The 15,742-nt window shown below is 73.6% G+C and carries 14 protein-coding genes; 10 read left to right on the top strand and 4 right to left on the bottom strand.

The window, feature by feature from the left end:
- Positions 1–3 precede the first annotated feature (3 nt).
- Positions 4–1,452: a uracil-xanthine permease family protein gene (locus ACW62_RS01640; protein WP_083459108.1), complete on the bottom strand. Its 1,449-nt coding sequence runs from the start codon at positions 1,450–1,452 to the stop codon at positions 4–6.
- Between the two features lie 213 nt (positions 1,453–1,665).
- A complete protein-coding gene (locus tag ACW62_RS01645; RefSeq protein ID WP_053202327.1) occupies positions 1,666–2,841 on the bottom strand; it encodes a LolA family protein in 1,176 nt (391 codons plus the stop codon).
- Positions 2,842–2,985: 144 nt separating this feature from the next.
- Between ACW62_RS01645 and ACW62_RS01650 the strand changes: the two genes are divergently transcribed.
- The 6 genes from ACW62_RS01650 to ACW62_RS01675 are packed head-to-tail and all read left to right on the top strand — an operon-like array spanning position 2,986 to position 9,441.
- Complete coding sequence (locus ACW62_RS01650; protein WP_053202328.1) at positions 2,986–3,663, top strand: response regulator transcription factor; 678 nt, start codon at positions 2,986–2,988, stop codon at positions 3,661–3,663.
- Between the two features lies 1 nt (position 3,664).
- Positions 3,665–5,050: a sensor histidine kinase gene (locus ACW62_RS01655; protein WP_053202329.1), complete on the top strand. Its 1,386-nt coding sequence runs from the start codon at positions 3,665–3,667 to the stop codon at positions 5,048–5,050.
- Between the two features lie 10 nt (positions 5,051–5,060).
- Positions 5,061–5,648 (top strand): hypothetical protein, encoded by a 588-nt coding sequence (locus ACW62_RS01660; RefSeq protein WP_053202330.1) that lies wholly within the window; start codon positions 5,061–5,063, stop codon positions 5,646–5,648.
- Positions 5,649–5,677: 29 nt separating this feature from the next.
- Positions 5,678–6,253 carry a hypothetical protein gene (locus ACW62_RS01665; protein ID WP_053202331.1) on the top strand — a complete coding sequence of 192 codons (576 nt, stop codon included), beginning with the start codon at positions 5,678–5,680 and terminating at the stop codon, positions 6,251–6,253.
- A 16-nt stretch (positions 6,254–6,269) separates the two neighbouring features.
- A complete protein-coding gene (locus tag ACW62_RS01670; RefSeq protein WP_053202332.1) occupies positions 6,270–6,866 on the top strand; it encodes a hypothetical protein in 597 nt (198 codons plus the stop codon).
- 55 nt (positions 6,867–6,921) lie between these two features.
- Positions 6,922–9,441, top strand: coding sequence for a DNA gyrase/topoisomerase IV subunit A (locus tag ACW62_RS01675; protein WP_083459109.1), 2,520 nt, complete (start codon positions 6,922–6,924; stop codon positions 9,439–9,441).
- Between the two features lie 2 nt (positions 9,442–9,443).
- Here ACW62_RS01675 and ACW62_RS01680 read toward each other — a convergent pair whose 3' ends face one another.
- Both ACW62_RS01680 and ACW62_RS01685 read right to left on the bottom strand, forming a co-directional pair.
- The gene (locus ACW62_RS01680; RefSeq protein ID WP_053202334.1) at positions 9,444–10,043 is read right to left on the bottom strand and encodes a TetR/AcrR family transcriptional regulator; all 600 of its coding nucleotides are present in this window, start codon (positions 10,041–10,043) and stop codon (positions 9,444–9,446) included.
- A gap of 6 nt (positions 10,044–10,049) precedes the next feature.
- Complete coding sequence (locus ACW62_RS01685) at positions 10,050–11,609, bottom strand: MFS transporter (RefSeq protein WP_053202335.1); 1,560 nt, start codon at positions 11,607–11,609, stop codon at positions 10,050–10,052.
- A 243-nt stretch (positions 11,610–11,852) separates the two neighbouring features.
- On the opposite strand from ACW62_RS01685, the gene ACW62_RS01690 reads away from it, so the two are divergent.
- From ACW62_RS01690 to ACW62_RS01705, 4 genes are read left to right on the top strand one after another with little or no spacing between them, the layout of a single operon-like run.
- The gene (locus ACW62_RS01690; protein WP_053202336.1) at positions 11,853–12,572 is read left to right on the top strand and encodes an LppX_LprAFG lipoprotein; all 720 of its coding nucleotides are present in this window, start codon (positions 11,853–11,855) and stop codon (positions 12,570–12,572) included.
- Positions 12,556–14,307, top strand: a complete 1,752-nt coding sequence (locus ACW62_RS01695; RefSeq protein WP_053202337.1) for an MFS transporter — start codon at positions 12,556–12,558, stop codon at positions 14,305–14,307. Before ACW62_RS01690 ends, ACW62_RS01695 begins: the two co-directional genes overlap by 17 nt.
- Positions 14,304–15,212: a sucrase ferredoxin gene (locus ACW62_RS01700; RefSeq protein WP_053202338.1), complete on the top strand. Its 909-nt coding sequence runs from the start codon at positions 14,304–14,306 to the stop codon at positions 15,210–15,212. The genes ACW62_RS01695 and ACW62_RS01700 overlap by 4 nt, the downstream gene beginning before the upstream one ends.
- A 10-nt stretch (positions 15,213–15,222) precedes the next feature.
- On the top strand, positions 15,223–15,723 hold the full coding sequence (locus tag ACW62_RS01705; RefSeq protein WP_205629074.1) for a beta-class carbonic anhydrase: 501 nt from the start codon (positions 15,223–15,225) through the stop codon (positions 15,721–15,723).
- Positions 15,724–15,742 lie beyond the last annotated feature (19 nt).

The raw sequence follows: 15,742 nt of genomic DNA on the forward strand, positions 1-15,742 counted from the left end.
GCATCATCCTCTCTCGATGGGCGGCGTTTCGCTCGGAGGCTCCTCGTCCATCTCGTGGACGCCCGGCGGCCCGACGGTGAGCACGGCGCCGCCATCACGCAGGTGCGGCGGCGCGACGGCGCGGGCCAGGTGGTAGGCGACGACCGTCACGATGGTCCCCAGCGCGATGCCGGACAGCACGAAGTCGTCGGTGATCTCCAGCGACGTGTCGCCGATCGCGATGATGATGCCGGCCGACACCGGCACCAGGTTGATCGGGTTCGAGAAGTCGACCCGGTTCTCGATCCAGATGCGGGCGCCGAGCAGGCCGATCATGCCGTACAGCACGACGGTGATGCCGCCGAGCACGCCGCCCGGCGTCGCCGCGATCAGCGCGCCGAACTTCGGCGAGAACCCGAACAGGATCGCGACCAGCGCCGCCACGTAATACGCCGCCGTCGAGTACACCCGGGTCGCGGCCATGACGCCGATGTTCTCGGCGTACGTCGTGGTCGGCGAGCCGCCGACGGAGGTCGCGATGACCGTGCCGACGCCGTCGGCGGCGATCGCCTTGCCCATGACCGGGTCGAGGTCCTTGCCGGTCATCTCCGCGACCGCCTTGACGTGGCCGGTGTTCTCCGCGATCAGCGCGATGACGGCGGGCAGCACCAGCAGGATGAACGTCACGCTGAAGCTGGGCAGGTGCCAGCCGGCGACCTCGGCGCCCTGCGCGTTCACGAACGTCTCCTTGGGGAAGCCCAGCCAGTCGGCCTCGCGGACGCCGTCGAAGTTCACCCGGTCGTGGGTGGTCACCGCGCCGGTGCCGTCGGGCGAGGTGATCTGGCCGAAGATCCGGTCGAACAGCCACGACAGCGCGTACCCGAACACCAGGCCGACGAAGATCGCGATGCGGCCGAGGAACCCGCGCAGCCCGACCGCCATCAGGATGACGGCGAACATCACGATGAGCGCGATCCACTGGTCCTGCGGCCAGTAGACGTTCGCCACCACCGGCGCCAGGTTGAAGCCGATGAGCATGACGACGGCGCCGGTCACCACCGGCGGCAGCACCTTGTACAGGACGCCGGAGCCCAGGTAGTGGATCAGCACGCCGCACAGCGCCAGCACGACGCCGGCCACCAGGATCGCCCCGGTGACGTCGGCGGAGTCGCCGCCCTGCTCGCGGATCGCGACCACGCCGCCGACGAAGGACGCGCTGGTGCCCAGATAGCTCGGCACCACGCCCTTGACGATGAGCAGGAAGCAGATCGTCGCGAGGCCGCTCATCATGATGGCCAGCTGCGGATTCAGCCCCATGATCAGCGGGAACACGAACGTCGCGCCGAACATCGCGACCACGTGCTGCGCGCCGAGGCCGACCGTCCGCCCCCACGACAACCGCTCGTCCGGCCGCACCACCGCCCCCGGTGGCGGTGTCTTGCCGTCGTAGACCACCTTCCAGCCGAGCGCCACGAGGGCCTCCTCACGCGGGCGGGTGATCCAGGTCACCCATGCGGACACGTTGGAGGCAACTTAGGCAGCCCACGTTTCCGGGGCATGGGCACGAAGTGCCGAGGAGATCACCTGATCATCGGCAACGTCTGCGCTCGGCCCGGAAGACACCTGGACAGGCGGAGGCCGCCGCGGTCGGGGACCGCGGCGGCCTCGGGTGGGGACGACCCGCCGTTACAGCGCGGCGGCGGGGTCCTGAGCGGCCTCTTCGAGCACGTCCAGCGACACGGCGCCGGCCAGCATGCGGCCGTCGTCGAGGAGGAGGACGGAGAACAGGTCGCTGGTCAGCGCCCGGCCGGTGCCGTACGGGCCGCTGACGTCCTGGAGCTGGGCGACGAAGTCGGCGGCCAGGGTGGCGGCCTCGCCCTCGAGGTGCGACGTCACCTCGTCGAGGTCGACGCCGCGCATGACGACGACGCTGCTCCAGCCCGAGCCCACGACGGACAGGTCGGAGTGGTCCATGTCGCCGTGCTCCGGGTGGTGCTGCGCGGCGGCGTCGTCGAGCTCGTCGGGCTGGATCTCCTCGACGGTGGTGCCGGGCGGCGGGGCGAACTCGTACGTCGACGCCTCGGGCTCGTCGAAGGAGATGGAGGTGAAGCCGACCTCGAACGACGGCTCGCTGGCGTCCTTGGCGACGATCTGCACCCGCAGCGGCATGGACGTCTCGCCGTCGATGGCCAGCCGGATGGAGCCGATCAGCGACTGGTCGTCCTTCGGCCGCAGCACCAGCTCGTACGCCGAGCGGCCGGCCACGGTGGCGGTGCCGTCGACGTCGATCTGGGTGGACGGCTCGATCATGGCCAGCGCCATCGACGCGGCCGCCGTCGGGACGTTCGCCGGCATGTCCTCCGGCATGCCCTCACCGCCGAACGGGCCCTCACCGCCGAACGGGTTGCCGCCGTCGTCGCCCTCGGCGCCTTCGGGAACGGTCAGGTGCGACGCGCGGGCGCCTTCGCTGCTCCAGAACCAGAGATCCTGGCCGTCGCGGATGAGGTCGGACTCGTTCTGGTCGTCCTGCAGCGCGAACCGGTAGGTGTCGCCGTCGGAGTACCAGATGCGGGCCGTGGACGACCCGTCGAGCAGCGACAGCGCGGCCGTCGGCAGCGACGTGGTGTCGGAGGCCGGCAGTTCCGGCAGGCCGACGTCGGCGGACTGCACGACGGTGCCGGCGAACGGCCCGACGTCGAGGGACGCGAGGTCGACCAGCAGTTCGGCGGCCGTGCGGTCGGGAAGGTCGGAATCGGCGCCGGCGATCAGCGGGCCGGCCACGGCCGCGCCCACGATCACGGTGGCGACCGTGGCCCCGGTCGCCCACCGCCTCGCCGGGGTGCTGAGAAGGGAGTTCGGCATGTCTGCTCCTGGAGAATTCGGTGCGTTTCAGGGTGTGCCCGGGCCGGGGGTTCGCCCCGATGACCTCCACTGTGCCTCGCGGTCGCTGTGAGATCCCTGAGAGACCCCGGCGGCAGCCGCGGCGAGCAGGGCATGCTTGACGGCATGCGGGTGCTGGTGGTCGAGGACGAGCGCGGGCTGGCCCGCGCCCTGCATCGCGGGCTGTCGGCCGAGGGGTTCTCGGTCGAGCTGGCCCACGACGGCCTCGACGGCCTGCACCTGGCCCGCGAGCACACCTACGACGTCATCGTCCTCGACATCATGCTGCCGTCGCTGTCGGGCTACCGCATCTGCCAGGCGCTGCGGGCCGAGGGCAACTGGGTGCCCATCCTCATGCTGTCGGCCAAGGACGGCGAGTACGACCAGGCCGACGGCCTCGACGTCGGCGCCGACGACTACCTCACCAAGCCGTTCTCCTACGTCGTGCTGGTCGCCCGGCTGCGGGCGCTGCTGCGCCGGGGCGCGCCGGCCCGGCCCGTGGTCCTGGCCGCCGGCGACCTCGAGCTCGACCCGGGCGCGAAGACGGTGCGCCGCGGCGACACCGGCGTCACGCTGACGCCGCGCGAGTTCGGCGTGCTCGAATACCTCATGCGCCGCGCCGACGAGGTCGTCTCCAAGCGCGACATCCTCGAACACGTCTGGGACGCCCACTACGACGGCGACCCGAACGTCGTCGAGGTCTACGTCGGCTACCTGCGGCGCAAGATCGACACCCCGTTCGGCCGGGCCGCGCTGCAGACGGTGCGCGGCGCCGGCTACCGGCTGAGCGGCGACGGCGGCTGACATGGCCGTCTTCGGCCGGTTGAGCCTGCGGGCCCGGCTCACCGTGGCAGCCACCGCGATGTCGGCGGTCGGCCTGGCCATCGGCGGCGTGCTGCTGCTCATCGCGATGGACCGCGCGCTGCTCGGCGCGCTCGACGAGACCGCGCGGCGGCAGGGCGACGACATCGCGGCCCTGGTCGAGTCCGGCCGGCTGCCCGACCCGCTGCCCGGCTTCGGCGTCGCCGTCGCGCAGGTGCTCGACGCCGACGACCGCGTCGTCGCCTCCACCCCCGGCGGCGACCGCCTCACCCCGGTGGTCGCGGGCGACGACCTCGCCGCCGTCCGGTCCGGCGAGGCCATCGACATCGACGGCACCAGGCTCGGCCAGCCCGAGCCGCTGCGCATCGTCGGCATCGTCACCGACACCGCGGGCGACCCGCGCACCGTCATCGTCGCCGTGTCGCTGGAAGAGCAGCAGCGCAGCGTCCGGTTCGCGAAGATCGGCGTGTTCGGCGGCGGCCTCGCCATCACGGCGGCGCTGGGGGTGCTGAGCTGGCTGGTCATCGTCCGCGCGCTGCGCCCGGTCGACCGGCTGCGCGGCGGCGCCGAGGAGATCAGCGGCGCCGGCGGCGGGCACCGGCTGCCGGTCCCGGCCGGCGGCGACGAGCTGAGCCGGCTCGCGACGACGCTCAACGACATGCTCCGCCGCCTCGACGCCGCCGCGGGCCGGCAGCGCGCGTTCGTCGCCGACGCCGCCCACGAACTGCGCAGCCCCATCGCGGCGCTGCGCACCGAACTGGAGGTCACGCTCGCGCACCCCGACGCCGTCGACCCGCACGAGACCGCCCGCGAGGCGCTGGTCGAGGTGCAGCGCATGGCCCGGCTGGTCGACGACCTGCTGGTGCTCGCGCACCTCGACAACCCGCGCCCGGTCCGGCGCGACGACCTGGTCGACCTCGGCGAACTCGCCCTCGAAGTGACCGAGGGCGTGCGCGACGACCGGGTGGGGGTGCGCGTCGACTCCGCCGGCGACGCCTTCACCCGCGGCCACCGCGACTCCCTGTCCCGGGTGCTGCGCAACCTGGTCGACAACGCCGTCCGGCACGCGTCGTCGCAGGTCACGGTGTCGGTGTCGGCCGACGGCGGCACGGCGCGGGTGGCCGTGGCCGACGACGGCGCCGGCGTCCGCCCGGCCGACCGCGACCGCATCTTCGAACGCTTCGCCCGCCTCGACGACGCCCGCGACCGCGACGCCGGCGGCACCGGCCTGGGGCTGGCGATCGCCCGCGAGATCGTCGTCGCGCACGGCGGCACGGTGGTCGTCGAGGACGCCGGGCCGGGCGCCCGGTTCGTCGTCACGCTGCCGTCCGCCAGAGCCACCATCGGCGCGCCGGAGGCCGTGTCCTAGGGTTCTGGGGATGACGGAACTCGTCCTGCGGCCGTCGAAGCGTCGTCGGCGCACCGTCATGGTGACCGCCGTCATCGTCTACTCGGTCTTCGCCCTGGTGACGGTTGCCCTCGGCGGCGTCGTCGGGCTGCTGATCGTGCTGTCCCTCTGCGCCGTCGGTCTCGCCCTCGGATACGTGTACCTGCGGCGGTCGCGGATCGTCCTCACGCCTGCGGAGATCGCCGTCACCGGCCTGCTCGGCACCCGGCGGCAGCCGCTGGCCGACGTGACGAGCATCGTGCGGGCGACGCTGGTGCCGCCGCGCGGCCCGGTGGTGCCGACGCTGTTCCTGCTCGGCGGTCCCGCGCAGGACGTGCTGTTCCGGTTCAACGTCACCCACTACGAGGACTACGACCTCGACGAGCTGATCGAGCGGCTCGGCCGGCCCACCATCGTCCACGACCGGCCGATGACCGGTGCGCAGCTCGACCGCGAGACGCCCGGCCTCGTGCGGCTGTCGGAGCGGCGGCCGTACTCGTTCTCGTTCGCGGTGGGGTGCGGGTTCGTCGCCGCCGTCATCGTCATCGCGGTCGTCATCAGCGCGCTCCTGTCGGTCTGAGCCACCGCCGTGACCTAGGGTCGGGAGCCGTGTCCACCCCACTCGTCCTCCGGCCGGCGCCCGGGCCGCGGCGGCAGCTCCTCTCGACCGGCGCCGTCATCGCGGTCGTCCTCGTCATCGCCGGCGCGCTCGCCGGCGGCCGGCCCGCGCTGATCACCGGCATCGCGCTCGCCGCGCTGGTGATCGTCACCGTCGCCGCCCACCTGTGGCTCTCCCGCATCGTCGCCGCTCCGGGCGAGATCACCGTGCGCGGACTGTTCGGCCAACGCCGCCACGACCGCGCGGACGCCGCCTCGGTGGTGCTGGCCACGCTGCTGCGGCCCGGGGCGGCCGCCCGCACCGTCTTCCTCCTCGACGCCCAGGGCCGGGTGCTGATGCGCATCAACGGCGCCCTCTACGCGCAGGACGACCTCGACCGCCTGGTCGAGCACCTCGAACTGCCCATCGGCGGCCCGGACGACCCGGTCACCGGCGCCCGGCTGGCCCGGGCACAGCCCGGCGCCGCCGGGTGGATCGAGCGGCACCCGGTCGGTGTCATCCTGATCTGCATCGCGGGCTTCGCCGTCATCGCGGTGGTCGGGGGTGCCCTCCTCGCCGGGCTCTGACCGTACGATCGTGGCCATGCCCGGACCCCTGCCCGGAGCCGCGCTCGTGCTGCGGCCGTCGCTGCGTCGCTACCTGAGCACCGTCAAGTGGTCGTTGCTGCCGGTCGTCGTCCTGCTGGCGGCGCTGCTCGTGCGCGGCGGCGGGTTCGGCGCCGCCGTGTCCCTGGGCGTCATCGCGGTGGCGTCGAGCATCGGGCCGGCGTGGTTCCGGCGCGCCGCCATCACCGTCACGCCGTCCGAGCTGGCCGTGACCGGCCTGCTGCGCACCCGCCGGGTCCCCCGCGACGCCGTCGGGTCGATCGTCACCGCGGCGCTGCCCCGCAGCCACCAGAACAGCCGCAGCATGGCCCACCTCTACGTGCTCGACCGCGGCGGCAAGCGGGTCGCCCGGATGACCGGCGCCCGCTGGGTCGAGGACGACATGCGCCGGCTCATGGCCACCCTCGGCGTCGAGACGCACAAGCTGGGCCGGCTGGCCTCGGCGCGGGCCCTCGCCCGCCGCTACCCGCACGCCGTCGGCCTGCTCGAACGCTACCCCGTCCTCGCCGCCACCCTCGTCGTCGTGCCCTCCGTGGCGGCCATCTTCGCCCTCTCGATCGAGATGTCGTCCTGACCTGCGCGCGGGTCGCTGCACGGAGCACGGCCCTCGGGGGGCGAGAATGGACGGCATGGCACGCCGGACCACGACACCCCCGCCCGAGGACTTCGAGGAAGTCATCCTCGACGTCGACGTCTCGGAGGAGATGCGGGGCAGCTTCCTCGAGTACGCCTATTCGGTCATCTACTCCCGCGCCATCCCGGACGCCCGCGACGGGCTGAAGCCGGTGCAGCGCCGGATCCTGTTCCAGATGAACGAGATGGGCCTGCGCCCCGACCGCCCGCACGTGAAGTGCGGCCGCGTCGTCGGCGACGTGATGGGCAAGCTGCACCCGCACGGTGACGGCGCCATCTACGACACCCTCGTGCGCATGGCGCAGCCGTGGGCCATGCGGGTGCCGCTGGTCGACGGGCACGGCAACTTCGGCTCGCTCGACGCCGGCCCGGCCGCCTACCGGTACACCGAGTGCCGCATGAGCGAGCCCGCCATGCTGCTGGTCCGCTCGCTCGACGAGAACGTCGTCGACATGGTGCCGAACTACGACGGCCAGTTCGAGCAGCCCGAGGTGCTTCCGGCGGCGTTCCCGAACCTGCTGGTCAACGGCGCCACCGGCATCGCCGTCGGCATGGCGACGAACATGGCGCCGCACAACCTCGGCGAGGTCATCGACGCCACCCGGCACCTGCTGACGCATCCCGAGGCAAGCCTCGACGACCTCATGCGCTTCGTCCCCGGGCCCGACCTCCCCAGCGGCGGGCGCATCATCGGGCTCGACGGCGTCCGCGAGGCGTACGAGAGCGGCCGGGGCGCGTTCAAGACCCGCGCGACCGCCCGCATCGAGAACATCACCGCCCGCCGCAAAGGCATCGTCATCACCGAGCTGCCCTACATGGTCGGCCCGGAGCGGGTCCGCGAGCGCATCGTCGAGCTGGTCCGCAACAAGAAGCTGCAGGGCGTCGCCGACGTCGTCGACTACACCGACCGCAACACGGCGCTGCGCCTCGTCATCGAACTGAAGAGCGGCTTCGTGCCCGAGGCGGTGCTGGCGGAGCTGTACCGCCTCACCCCGCTGGAGGACTCCTTCTCCATCAACAACGTCGCGCTGGTCGACGGCCAGCCGCGCACGCTGGGCCTCAAGGAGCTGCTCGAGGTCTTCATCGCGCACCGGCTGTCCGTCGTGCGGCGGCGCAGCGAGTTCCGCCGTACCAAGGCGGCCGACCGGCTGCACCTCGTCGACGGCCTGATGATCGCGCTGCTCGACATCGACGAGGTCATCGCGGTCATCCGGTCCTCCGACGACGCGTCCGCGGCCCGCGAGCGGCTGATGGCCGTCTTCGACCTGTCCGACATCCAGGCCCGCTACATCCTCGACACCCCACTGCGTCGGCTCACCCGCTACGACCGGCTGGAGCTGGAGAAGGAGGGCGAGGAGCTGCGGCGCACCATCGCCGAGCTGACGGCGCTGCTGGAGAACGAGAGCATGCTGCGCCAGGCGGTGTCCGACGAACTGGCCGAGATCGCCGCCGCGCACGCGACGCCGCGGCGCACCGTCCTGCTGGAAGAGTCCGGCGCCGTCACCACCCGGGCCGGCGCCGCGTCGCTGGAGATCGCCGACGACCCCTGCCAGGTGCTGCTGTCGTCGTCCGGGCTGCTGGCGCGGACGGCCGGCGAGGAACCGCTGCTCTACGGCGACAAGCGGTCCAAGCACGACGTCATCGTGTCGGTGGCGGCGGCCACGGCGCGCGGCGACGTCGGCATCGTCACGTCGGCCGGGCGGGTGCTGCGGCTGTCCGTGCTCGACCTGCCGTCGCTGCCACCGACCGCGGCACTGACGCTGGCCGGCGGCGCGGCGCTGAAGGAGTTCATCGAGCTCGACGCCGGAGAGCGGGCGCTGGCCCTGACGACGTTCGCGGCCGACTCCCCCGGCCTGGCGCTGGGGACCGAGCGCGGCGTCGTCAAACGCCTCGTCCCGGACCACCCCGGCAAGGACGCCTACGACGTCATCCGCCTCGACGACGGCGACCGCGTCATCGGCGCCGTCGAGCTGCGCACCGGCGACGAAGACCTCGTGTTCGTCAGCTCCGACGCGCAACTGCTGCGCTTCCCCGCGTCGGCGGTGCGGCCGCAGGGCCGGGCGGGCGGGGGCATCGCCGGCATCAAGCTGTCGTCCGGCGCGAAGGCGACGTTCTTCGGCGCGGTCGACGCCGCCCGCGCCGGCGCCGTCGTCACCGTCTCCGGTTCGTCGACGGCGCTGCCGGGCACCCAGCCGGGCGCGGTCAAGGTCACCCCCTACTCGGAGTACCCCGCGAAGGGCCGCGCGACCGGCGGCGTGCGCTGCCACCGGTTCCTCAAGGGCGAGGACACGCTGCTGCTCTCGTGGGCCGGCACGGCGCCGCCCCGGGCCGCGGCCGCGAGCGGGGTGCCGATCGAGCTGCCTCCCGCGACCGGTCGCCGCGACGGCTCCGGGGTCGCCGTGGCGCAGCCGATCGCCGCGGTCGCCGGACCCCTCACCGGCGGCGACGACCCACAGCCGCCGCCGGCCGACGAGCCCGTCGTCGACGGCGAGCAGGGGACGCTGGAACTGGGGTAGGCCTACTGCCGCCCGACCCCGTGCAGCGCGCCGTCGACGAACTGCTCCAGCAGCTCACGGGTGGGGATGCGGTCGGGGTTGTGCAGCATCCAGTGCAGCGTCGGCGCGGTGACGATCTCGGCCAGGAGGTCGAGGTCGAGGTCGTCCCGCAGTTCGCCGCGTTCGATGGCGCGCTGCAGGGCGGCCTGGGTGAGCGCCCGCCGCGGGCCGATGACCGACTCGCGGTACTGGGCGTCGAGCGCCGGGTAGCGGGCCATCTCGCCGATGAAGCACGCGTACACCTTGCGGTCGCGGGCCGACTCGCGGCCGCGCGCCGCCGCCTCGGCCAGCGCCAGCAGATCGTCGCGGAGGGAGGTGCCGGGCAGCGTCGGCGGCGGGCCCTTGAGTTCGGCGACGGCGTCGCAGATGACGCTCTCGAGGCCCTTCCACCGCCGGTAGATGGTGGTCTTGCCGACGCCGGCCCGGGCGGCGATGCCCTCGATGGTGGTGCCGGCGATGCCGGACTCCGCGAGCAGGTCGAGGGTCGCGTCGATGATCGCCCGGTCGGCGCCCTCGCTGCGCGGCCGCCCGCTGCGCCGCTCCACACGGGCGATCTCCGTCATGTCAGGTCACGTCCTCACTGTCTGTGGCTCCGGCGCATCCGGAGCCCCCGGCGGTGACGGCGCGGGGCGCCCCGACCGGCCCGGCAGGAACACCGTGACGACGAGGACGCTCAGCGCCGCGACCGCGGCTCCCAAGAAGGCTACCCAGTGCACGCCGCTGAGGAAGGCGTCGAACGCCGGACCGCGGACCTGCGCGACGACGCCGGCCCGCTCGGCCGCCTGCATGGTGGTGCCGAGCGATTCCGCGGCCGCGTGCCGGATGTTCGCGGGCAGCACGCCGGCCGCGTCCTCCACGCCGGACCGGTACCGCGCCGACAGCACCGCGCCGAGGATGGCGACGCCCAGGGCGCCGCCGACCTGGCGCATCGTGTTGTTGACGGCGGAGCCGACGCCGGCCTTCTCACGCGGGACGGCGGCCATGACGGCGGTCGTGGCGGGCGGCATGACGTTGGCGATGCCGGCGCCCTGGACGAAGAACGCGGCGAGCAGGTACCACAGCGGCGTGGTCTCGTCGATGAACCCCATCGCGACCAGGCTCACCGCGACCAGCGTCAGACCGGTCGCCGTCACGGCCCGGATGCCCCACCGTTGCACCGCCGTCGACGAGAGCGTCGCGAACACCGTCTGCGCGACGGCGAACGGCAGGAACATCAGGCCGGCCTCCAGCGGCGTGAACCCGCGGACGATCTGCAGGTAGAACGTCATGAAGAAGAACGTCCCGAGCATGGCGAAGAAGACCAGCCCGATCGTCGTTACCGACGCGGAGAACACCGGGTTGCGGAACAGCCCGACGTCCAGCGCCGGGTGGTCCGACCGGCGCTCGTACCAGACGAACAGCCCCAGCACGGCCAGCCCGCCCAGCGTCGACCCCCAGACCAGCGGGTCGGTGACGGTGGCCCGTTCGCCGCCCTCGATGATGCCGTAGACGAGCAGGGTCAGGCCGACGATCGACAGCAGCACGCCGCCTGGATCCAGCCGGCCGGGCACGGGGTTGCGCGACTCCGGGACGAGCCAGGCGATCAGCACCAGCCCGACCACCACGACCGGCACGTTGATGAGGAACACCGACCCCCACCAGAACCGCTCCAGCAGCGCGCCGCCGAGCACCGGCCCGAGCACGATGGAGATGCCGACGGACGCGACCCAGATGCCGATGGCCCGGCCGCGTTCCTCCGGTTCGAAGACCTGGGTGATGATCGCGAGCGTGGACGGCATGACGGCGGCCGCGCCGACGCCCATGAAGGCGCGGGCCGCGATCAGCTGCTCCGGCGACGACGCGTAGGCGGAGACCGCCGACGCGATGCCGAACAGCAGCAGACCGAGCATGAGCATGCGCCGGCGGCCGAACCGGTCGCCGAGCAGGCCGAACGTGAACAGCAGTCCGGCGAAGACGAGGGTGTAGGAGTTGATCGCCCACTCCAGCTCGCTCTGGGTGGCCGAGAGATCGTCCTGAATGGTGCGGAGCGCGACGTTGAGCACCGTGTTGTCGAGCACGACGACGAGCAGACTCACGACGAGGACGCCGAGGATGCTCCATCGCCGGTTGTGGATCGTCGCTGGGTCCACGATGGCGGGTCCTTCCCTGCTTCCGATCTTTCGATACGGTGACGTTCCGTATCGGTGGTCGGCTCGACCGTAGACCCATCTCCCGCGATACGCAACAGTCCCGTATCGTAAGTATGGCGACTCTCAGCGAATTCACAGCCGCGACCACGCATCGTGGCCGCGCACCGAACGGGAGGAGAGCAGTCGATGTCCAGGCCGGGTGTCGTGGGTCACAGGGCGCGAAAAGGCTGGCAGACTGCCGCCATGCGCCACACCGCCCGCCGCATGCTGCCCGCCGCGCTCGTCGCCGCCGCGCTGGCCCTGACCGCGTGCAGCGACGACGGCGACGGCGGCGGCGGGAGCACGCCGGACGACGACCCGCAGGCGCAGCTCGAGACCGCCGCCGACCTCCTCAACGAGGCGTCCAGCGTCACGTTCGTGCTCGAGGGCGACGACCTCCCCGACGACGGCACGGTCGTCGTCGGCGGCGAGGGCGTCGCGGTGCCGCCGTCGTCGTTCGAGGGCGAGATCCGCATCCGGGCCGGCGCGCTGCCGGCCACCATCGAGGTCGTCTCCGTCGACGGCAAGCTGTGGGCGCAACTGCCGCTGACCAGCGGGTTCGAAGAAGTGAACGCCGAGGAGCTCGGGTTCGGCGACCCCGGCCTGCTGATCGACCCCGACCACGGCGTCAGCCAGCTGCTGACGTCCGGCACCGAGATCACCGCCGGCGAGCAGGTCCGCGTCGACGGCGACGTCTACGACCAGGTCGAGTCCGTGCTGCCGGGCGAGCTGGTCGGCGAGGTGCTCACCATCGCCGACCCGTCCGCCGACGTCAAAGCCGTGTGGGCGCTCGACACCGAGACCGGCCAGCTGCGCCAGGCCACGCTGACCGGCCCGTTCTACGACGGCGGCGACGAGCAGACGTACACCGTCCGCCTCGAGAAGTACGACGAGCCCGCCGAGATCAGTGCTCCAGACAGCTGACCGGACCGGCCGCGCCGCCCTCGCTCTCGGAGTCGTCGGCGTCCTGCTGGCCGCCGCCGACACCTACGTCATCGTCCTGGCACTGCCGGACATGATGGTGGGCGTCGGGCTGGACGCCGACGAGCTCCAGCGCGCCGCTCCCCTGGTCTCGATGTTCCTGCTCGGCTACGTGGTCGTGCTGCCGCTGGTCGGGCGGGTGTCGGACGTCACCGGGCGGCTGCCGGTGCTGACCGGCGCGCTGCTGGTGTTCACCGCCGGGTCGCTGCTGACGGCGTCGGCCGACGGCGTGGCGGGCGCGATCGTCGGCCGGTTCCTGCAGGGCGCGGGCGGCGGGGCGCTGGTCCCGGTGACGCTGGCGCTGGTCGCCGACCTGTGGCCGCCGGAGCGGCGCGGCGTGCCGCTCGGGCTGGTCGGGGCCGTGCAGGAGCTGGGGTCGGTGCTCGGGCCGCTGTTCGGCGCGGCGATCCTCGCGGTGGCGGACTGGCGGGCGATCTTCTGGGTGAACTTCGCCATCGGCGCGGCGCTGTTCGTGGGGACGGCGGCCGGGCGCGGCCGGGGTCCCGACACCGGCGCCGACGCCGAGTCCGTCCGCCGCGCCGGGCGGTTCGACGTCATCGGCCTGGTGCTCGGGCTGGGCGCGCTGGCCTGCGCCGGCGTCGCCGTCACCCGCCCGTCGTCGCTGGAGCAGAGCGTCCGGTGGGGCGAGCTGCTGGTGCCGCGCTCCGACGGCCGGGACTGGACGACGCCGCTGGCGCTGGCCGCGTTCGTGCTGCTCGTGGGGTTCGTCGCGCGGGAGCTGACGGCGCGCCGGCCGCTGCTGCCGCTGCGCCGCGCCCCCGCCGTCCTGCGGGCGGCCGACCTCCCCGGCGCGCTGCTGCTCGGCGTCGCGCTCGGCGGGATCGTACTGACGTTCGCCGTCGCCGACCCCGCGGTCGAGCTGATGGCGCCGTCCGGGCCGTGGCTGCTGGCCGGGTCGGCGGTCGCGCTGGCGGCGTTCGCCTGGCGGCAGCGCCGGGCCGCCGCGCCGCTCGTCCCGCCGTCCGCCGTCCGGGCCCGGCCCGCGTGGGGCGCGCTGGTCGTGAGCCTGTTCGTCGGCGCGGCGCTGGTCTCCGTCGTCGTCGACGTCCCGATCCTGGCCCGCACCGTCCTCGACGGCGCCGACCAGCTGGACGCGGCGCTGGTGCTGCTGCGGTTCCTGGTGGCGCTGCCGATCGGCGCGCTGGCCGGCGGCTGGCTGCTGCGCCGGTACGGCCCGGCGCTGCTGGCCGGGTCCGGGATGGCGCTGGGCACGGCCGGGCTGGCCGTGATGGCGACGTGGGGCGTCGGTTCGCTGGACGGCGTGCTGGACGACGCGGTGCTGGTGGTGGCCGGGCTCGGGTTCGGGCTGGCCATCGCGCCGGTGAACGCGGCGCTGCTGGCGGCGACCCCGCGCGAGACGCACGGCGTGGCGAGCGCGCTGCTCGTCGTCGCGCGGATGATCGGCATGCTGGCCGGGCTGTCCGCGCTGACCGCGATCGGGCTGCGGCGGCTGTACTCCGTCCAGGCGGGCATCGAGTCACCGGCCGTCCTGTGCCCCGACTCCCCCACCGACTGCGACCCGTACGACGACGCCGTCCGGCACGCGATCGTCGAGCAGTTGCAGGCGACGTTCACCGGCGCGGCCGTGTGCGCGGCGGCGGCCGCGCTGGGTGCCATGCTGCTGCTACGCCACCGGGCCCGTACCGTGGAGTCGTGACCCTCTGCTCGGACCTCGGCCGTGAGCTGGCCGAGCCGCTGGCCGGAACGGCGCCCGTCGCGTCCTGGTGGCTGGTCGTCGAGCAGCCCGGGCCGTGGGGCGCGAAGGCGCTGACGCAGTCGCACCTCGACCCCGCGGTGGGTGCGGCGCTGGACGCGGCGGCCGGCGCCCACGGCGGGCGGGTCGCGCTGGTCCGGCGGCCGCGGCGGCACCCCGACACCCGCTATCCCGCCGCGCACCGCGTCTGGCTGGCCGGGACGACGCCGGGCGCGACGTTCCTGCTCGGCGGCTGGCTGCCCGACCCGTCCGTCCTGCTCTCCCTGGACTTCGCGGCGCTGGGGTCGGGTGCGCCCGCCGGCCTGCCCGGCTTCCGGCCGGAAGCGGAACCGCTGCTGCTGGTCTGCACGAACGGCCGCCGCGACCTGTGCTGCGCGGTCAAGGGCCGGGCGCTGGTCGCCGGCCTGCGCGACGACGTGCTCGGCCGGGTCTGGGAGACGACGCACCTCGGCGGGCACCGCTTCGCGCCGACGGCGGTGCTGCTGCCGCACGGCGTCGCGTACGGGCGGCTGGACGACAAGCAGGCGCTGCTGCTCGTCGAGTCCGCGCGCGACGGCCGGTTCCTCCCTGACGGCTACCGCGGGCGGAGCACGTTCTCCCGGCCCGGCCAGGCCGCCGAGGCCGCCGTCCGCCGTCAGCTCGGCGACACCGGCCTGGACGACCTGCTCGTCCCGGCGGTGACGCCGGTCGGCGACGGCGCCTGGCACACCGTCGTCGCGCACGGGGACGGGCGGAGCTGGACGGTCGCCGTCCGGGCCGAGGAGCAGCAGCCGCCCCGCCCGGAGTCGTGCGGCAAGCCGCCCGGCACCCCCATCGCGTACCGTGCCGATGTCCCCGTCCCGCAGTGAGAGGAGCCCGATGCAGTCCGAGGAGTTCGCCGACGTCCTGGCCGGCAACGACGACTACGCGGCCCGGTTCGCCCTGGCCGGCCTCGAGCCGGTCGCCGCGCGCGGGCTGGCCGTCGTCACGTGCATGGACTCCCGCATCGAGCCGCTGGACATGCTCGGGCTGAAGCCCGGCGACGCCAAGATCATGCGCAACGCCGGCGCCCGCGTCACGACGGACGTGCTGCGCACCCTCGCGCTGGCGACGCACCTGCTGGGCGTCACGCGGATCATGGTGGTGGCGCACACGAGGTGCAAGATGGCCAGCGCGACGGCCGGCGAGGTGGTCGCGGCCATCGAGCAGTCGTCCGGCATCGACGTCCGCAGCCTCGACTTCCACCTGATCGCCGACCAGAAGGCGACCCTCGGCGAGGACGTGCAGCGCATCCGGTCCTGGCCCTTCCTCCCGCCGCACGTCCCCGTCGGCGGCTTCCTCTACGACGTCGACACCGGGCGCCTCACGCAGCACGCCTAGTCGCCGGTCGGCGCGGCGT

Source organism: Jiangella muralis (assembly GCF_001270745.1).
Lineage (GTDB): Bacteria > Actinomycetota > Actinomycetes > Jiangellales > Jiangellaceae > Jiangella > Jiangella muralis.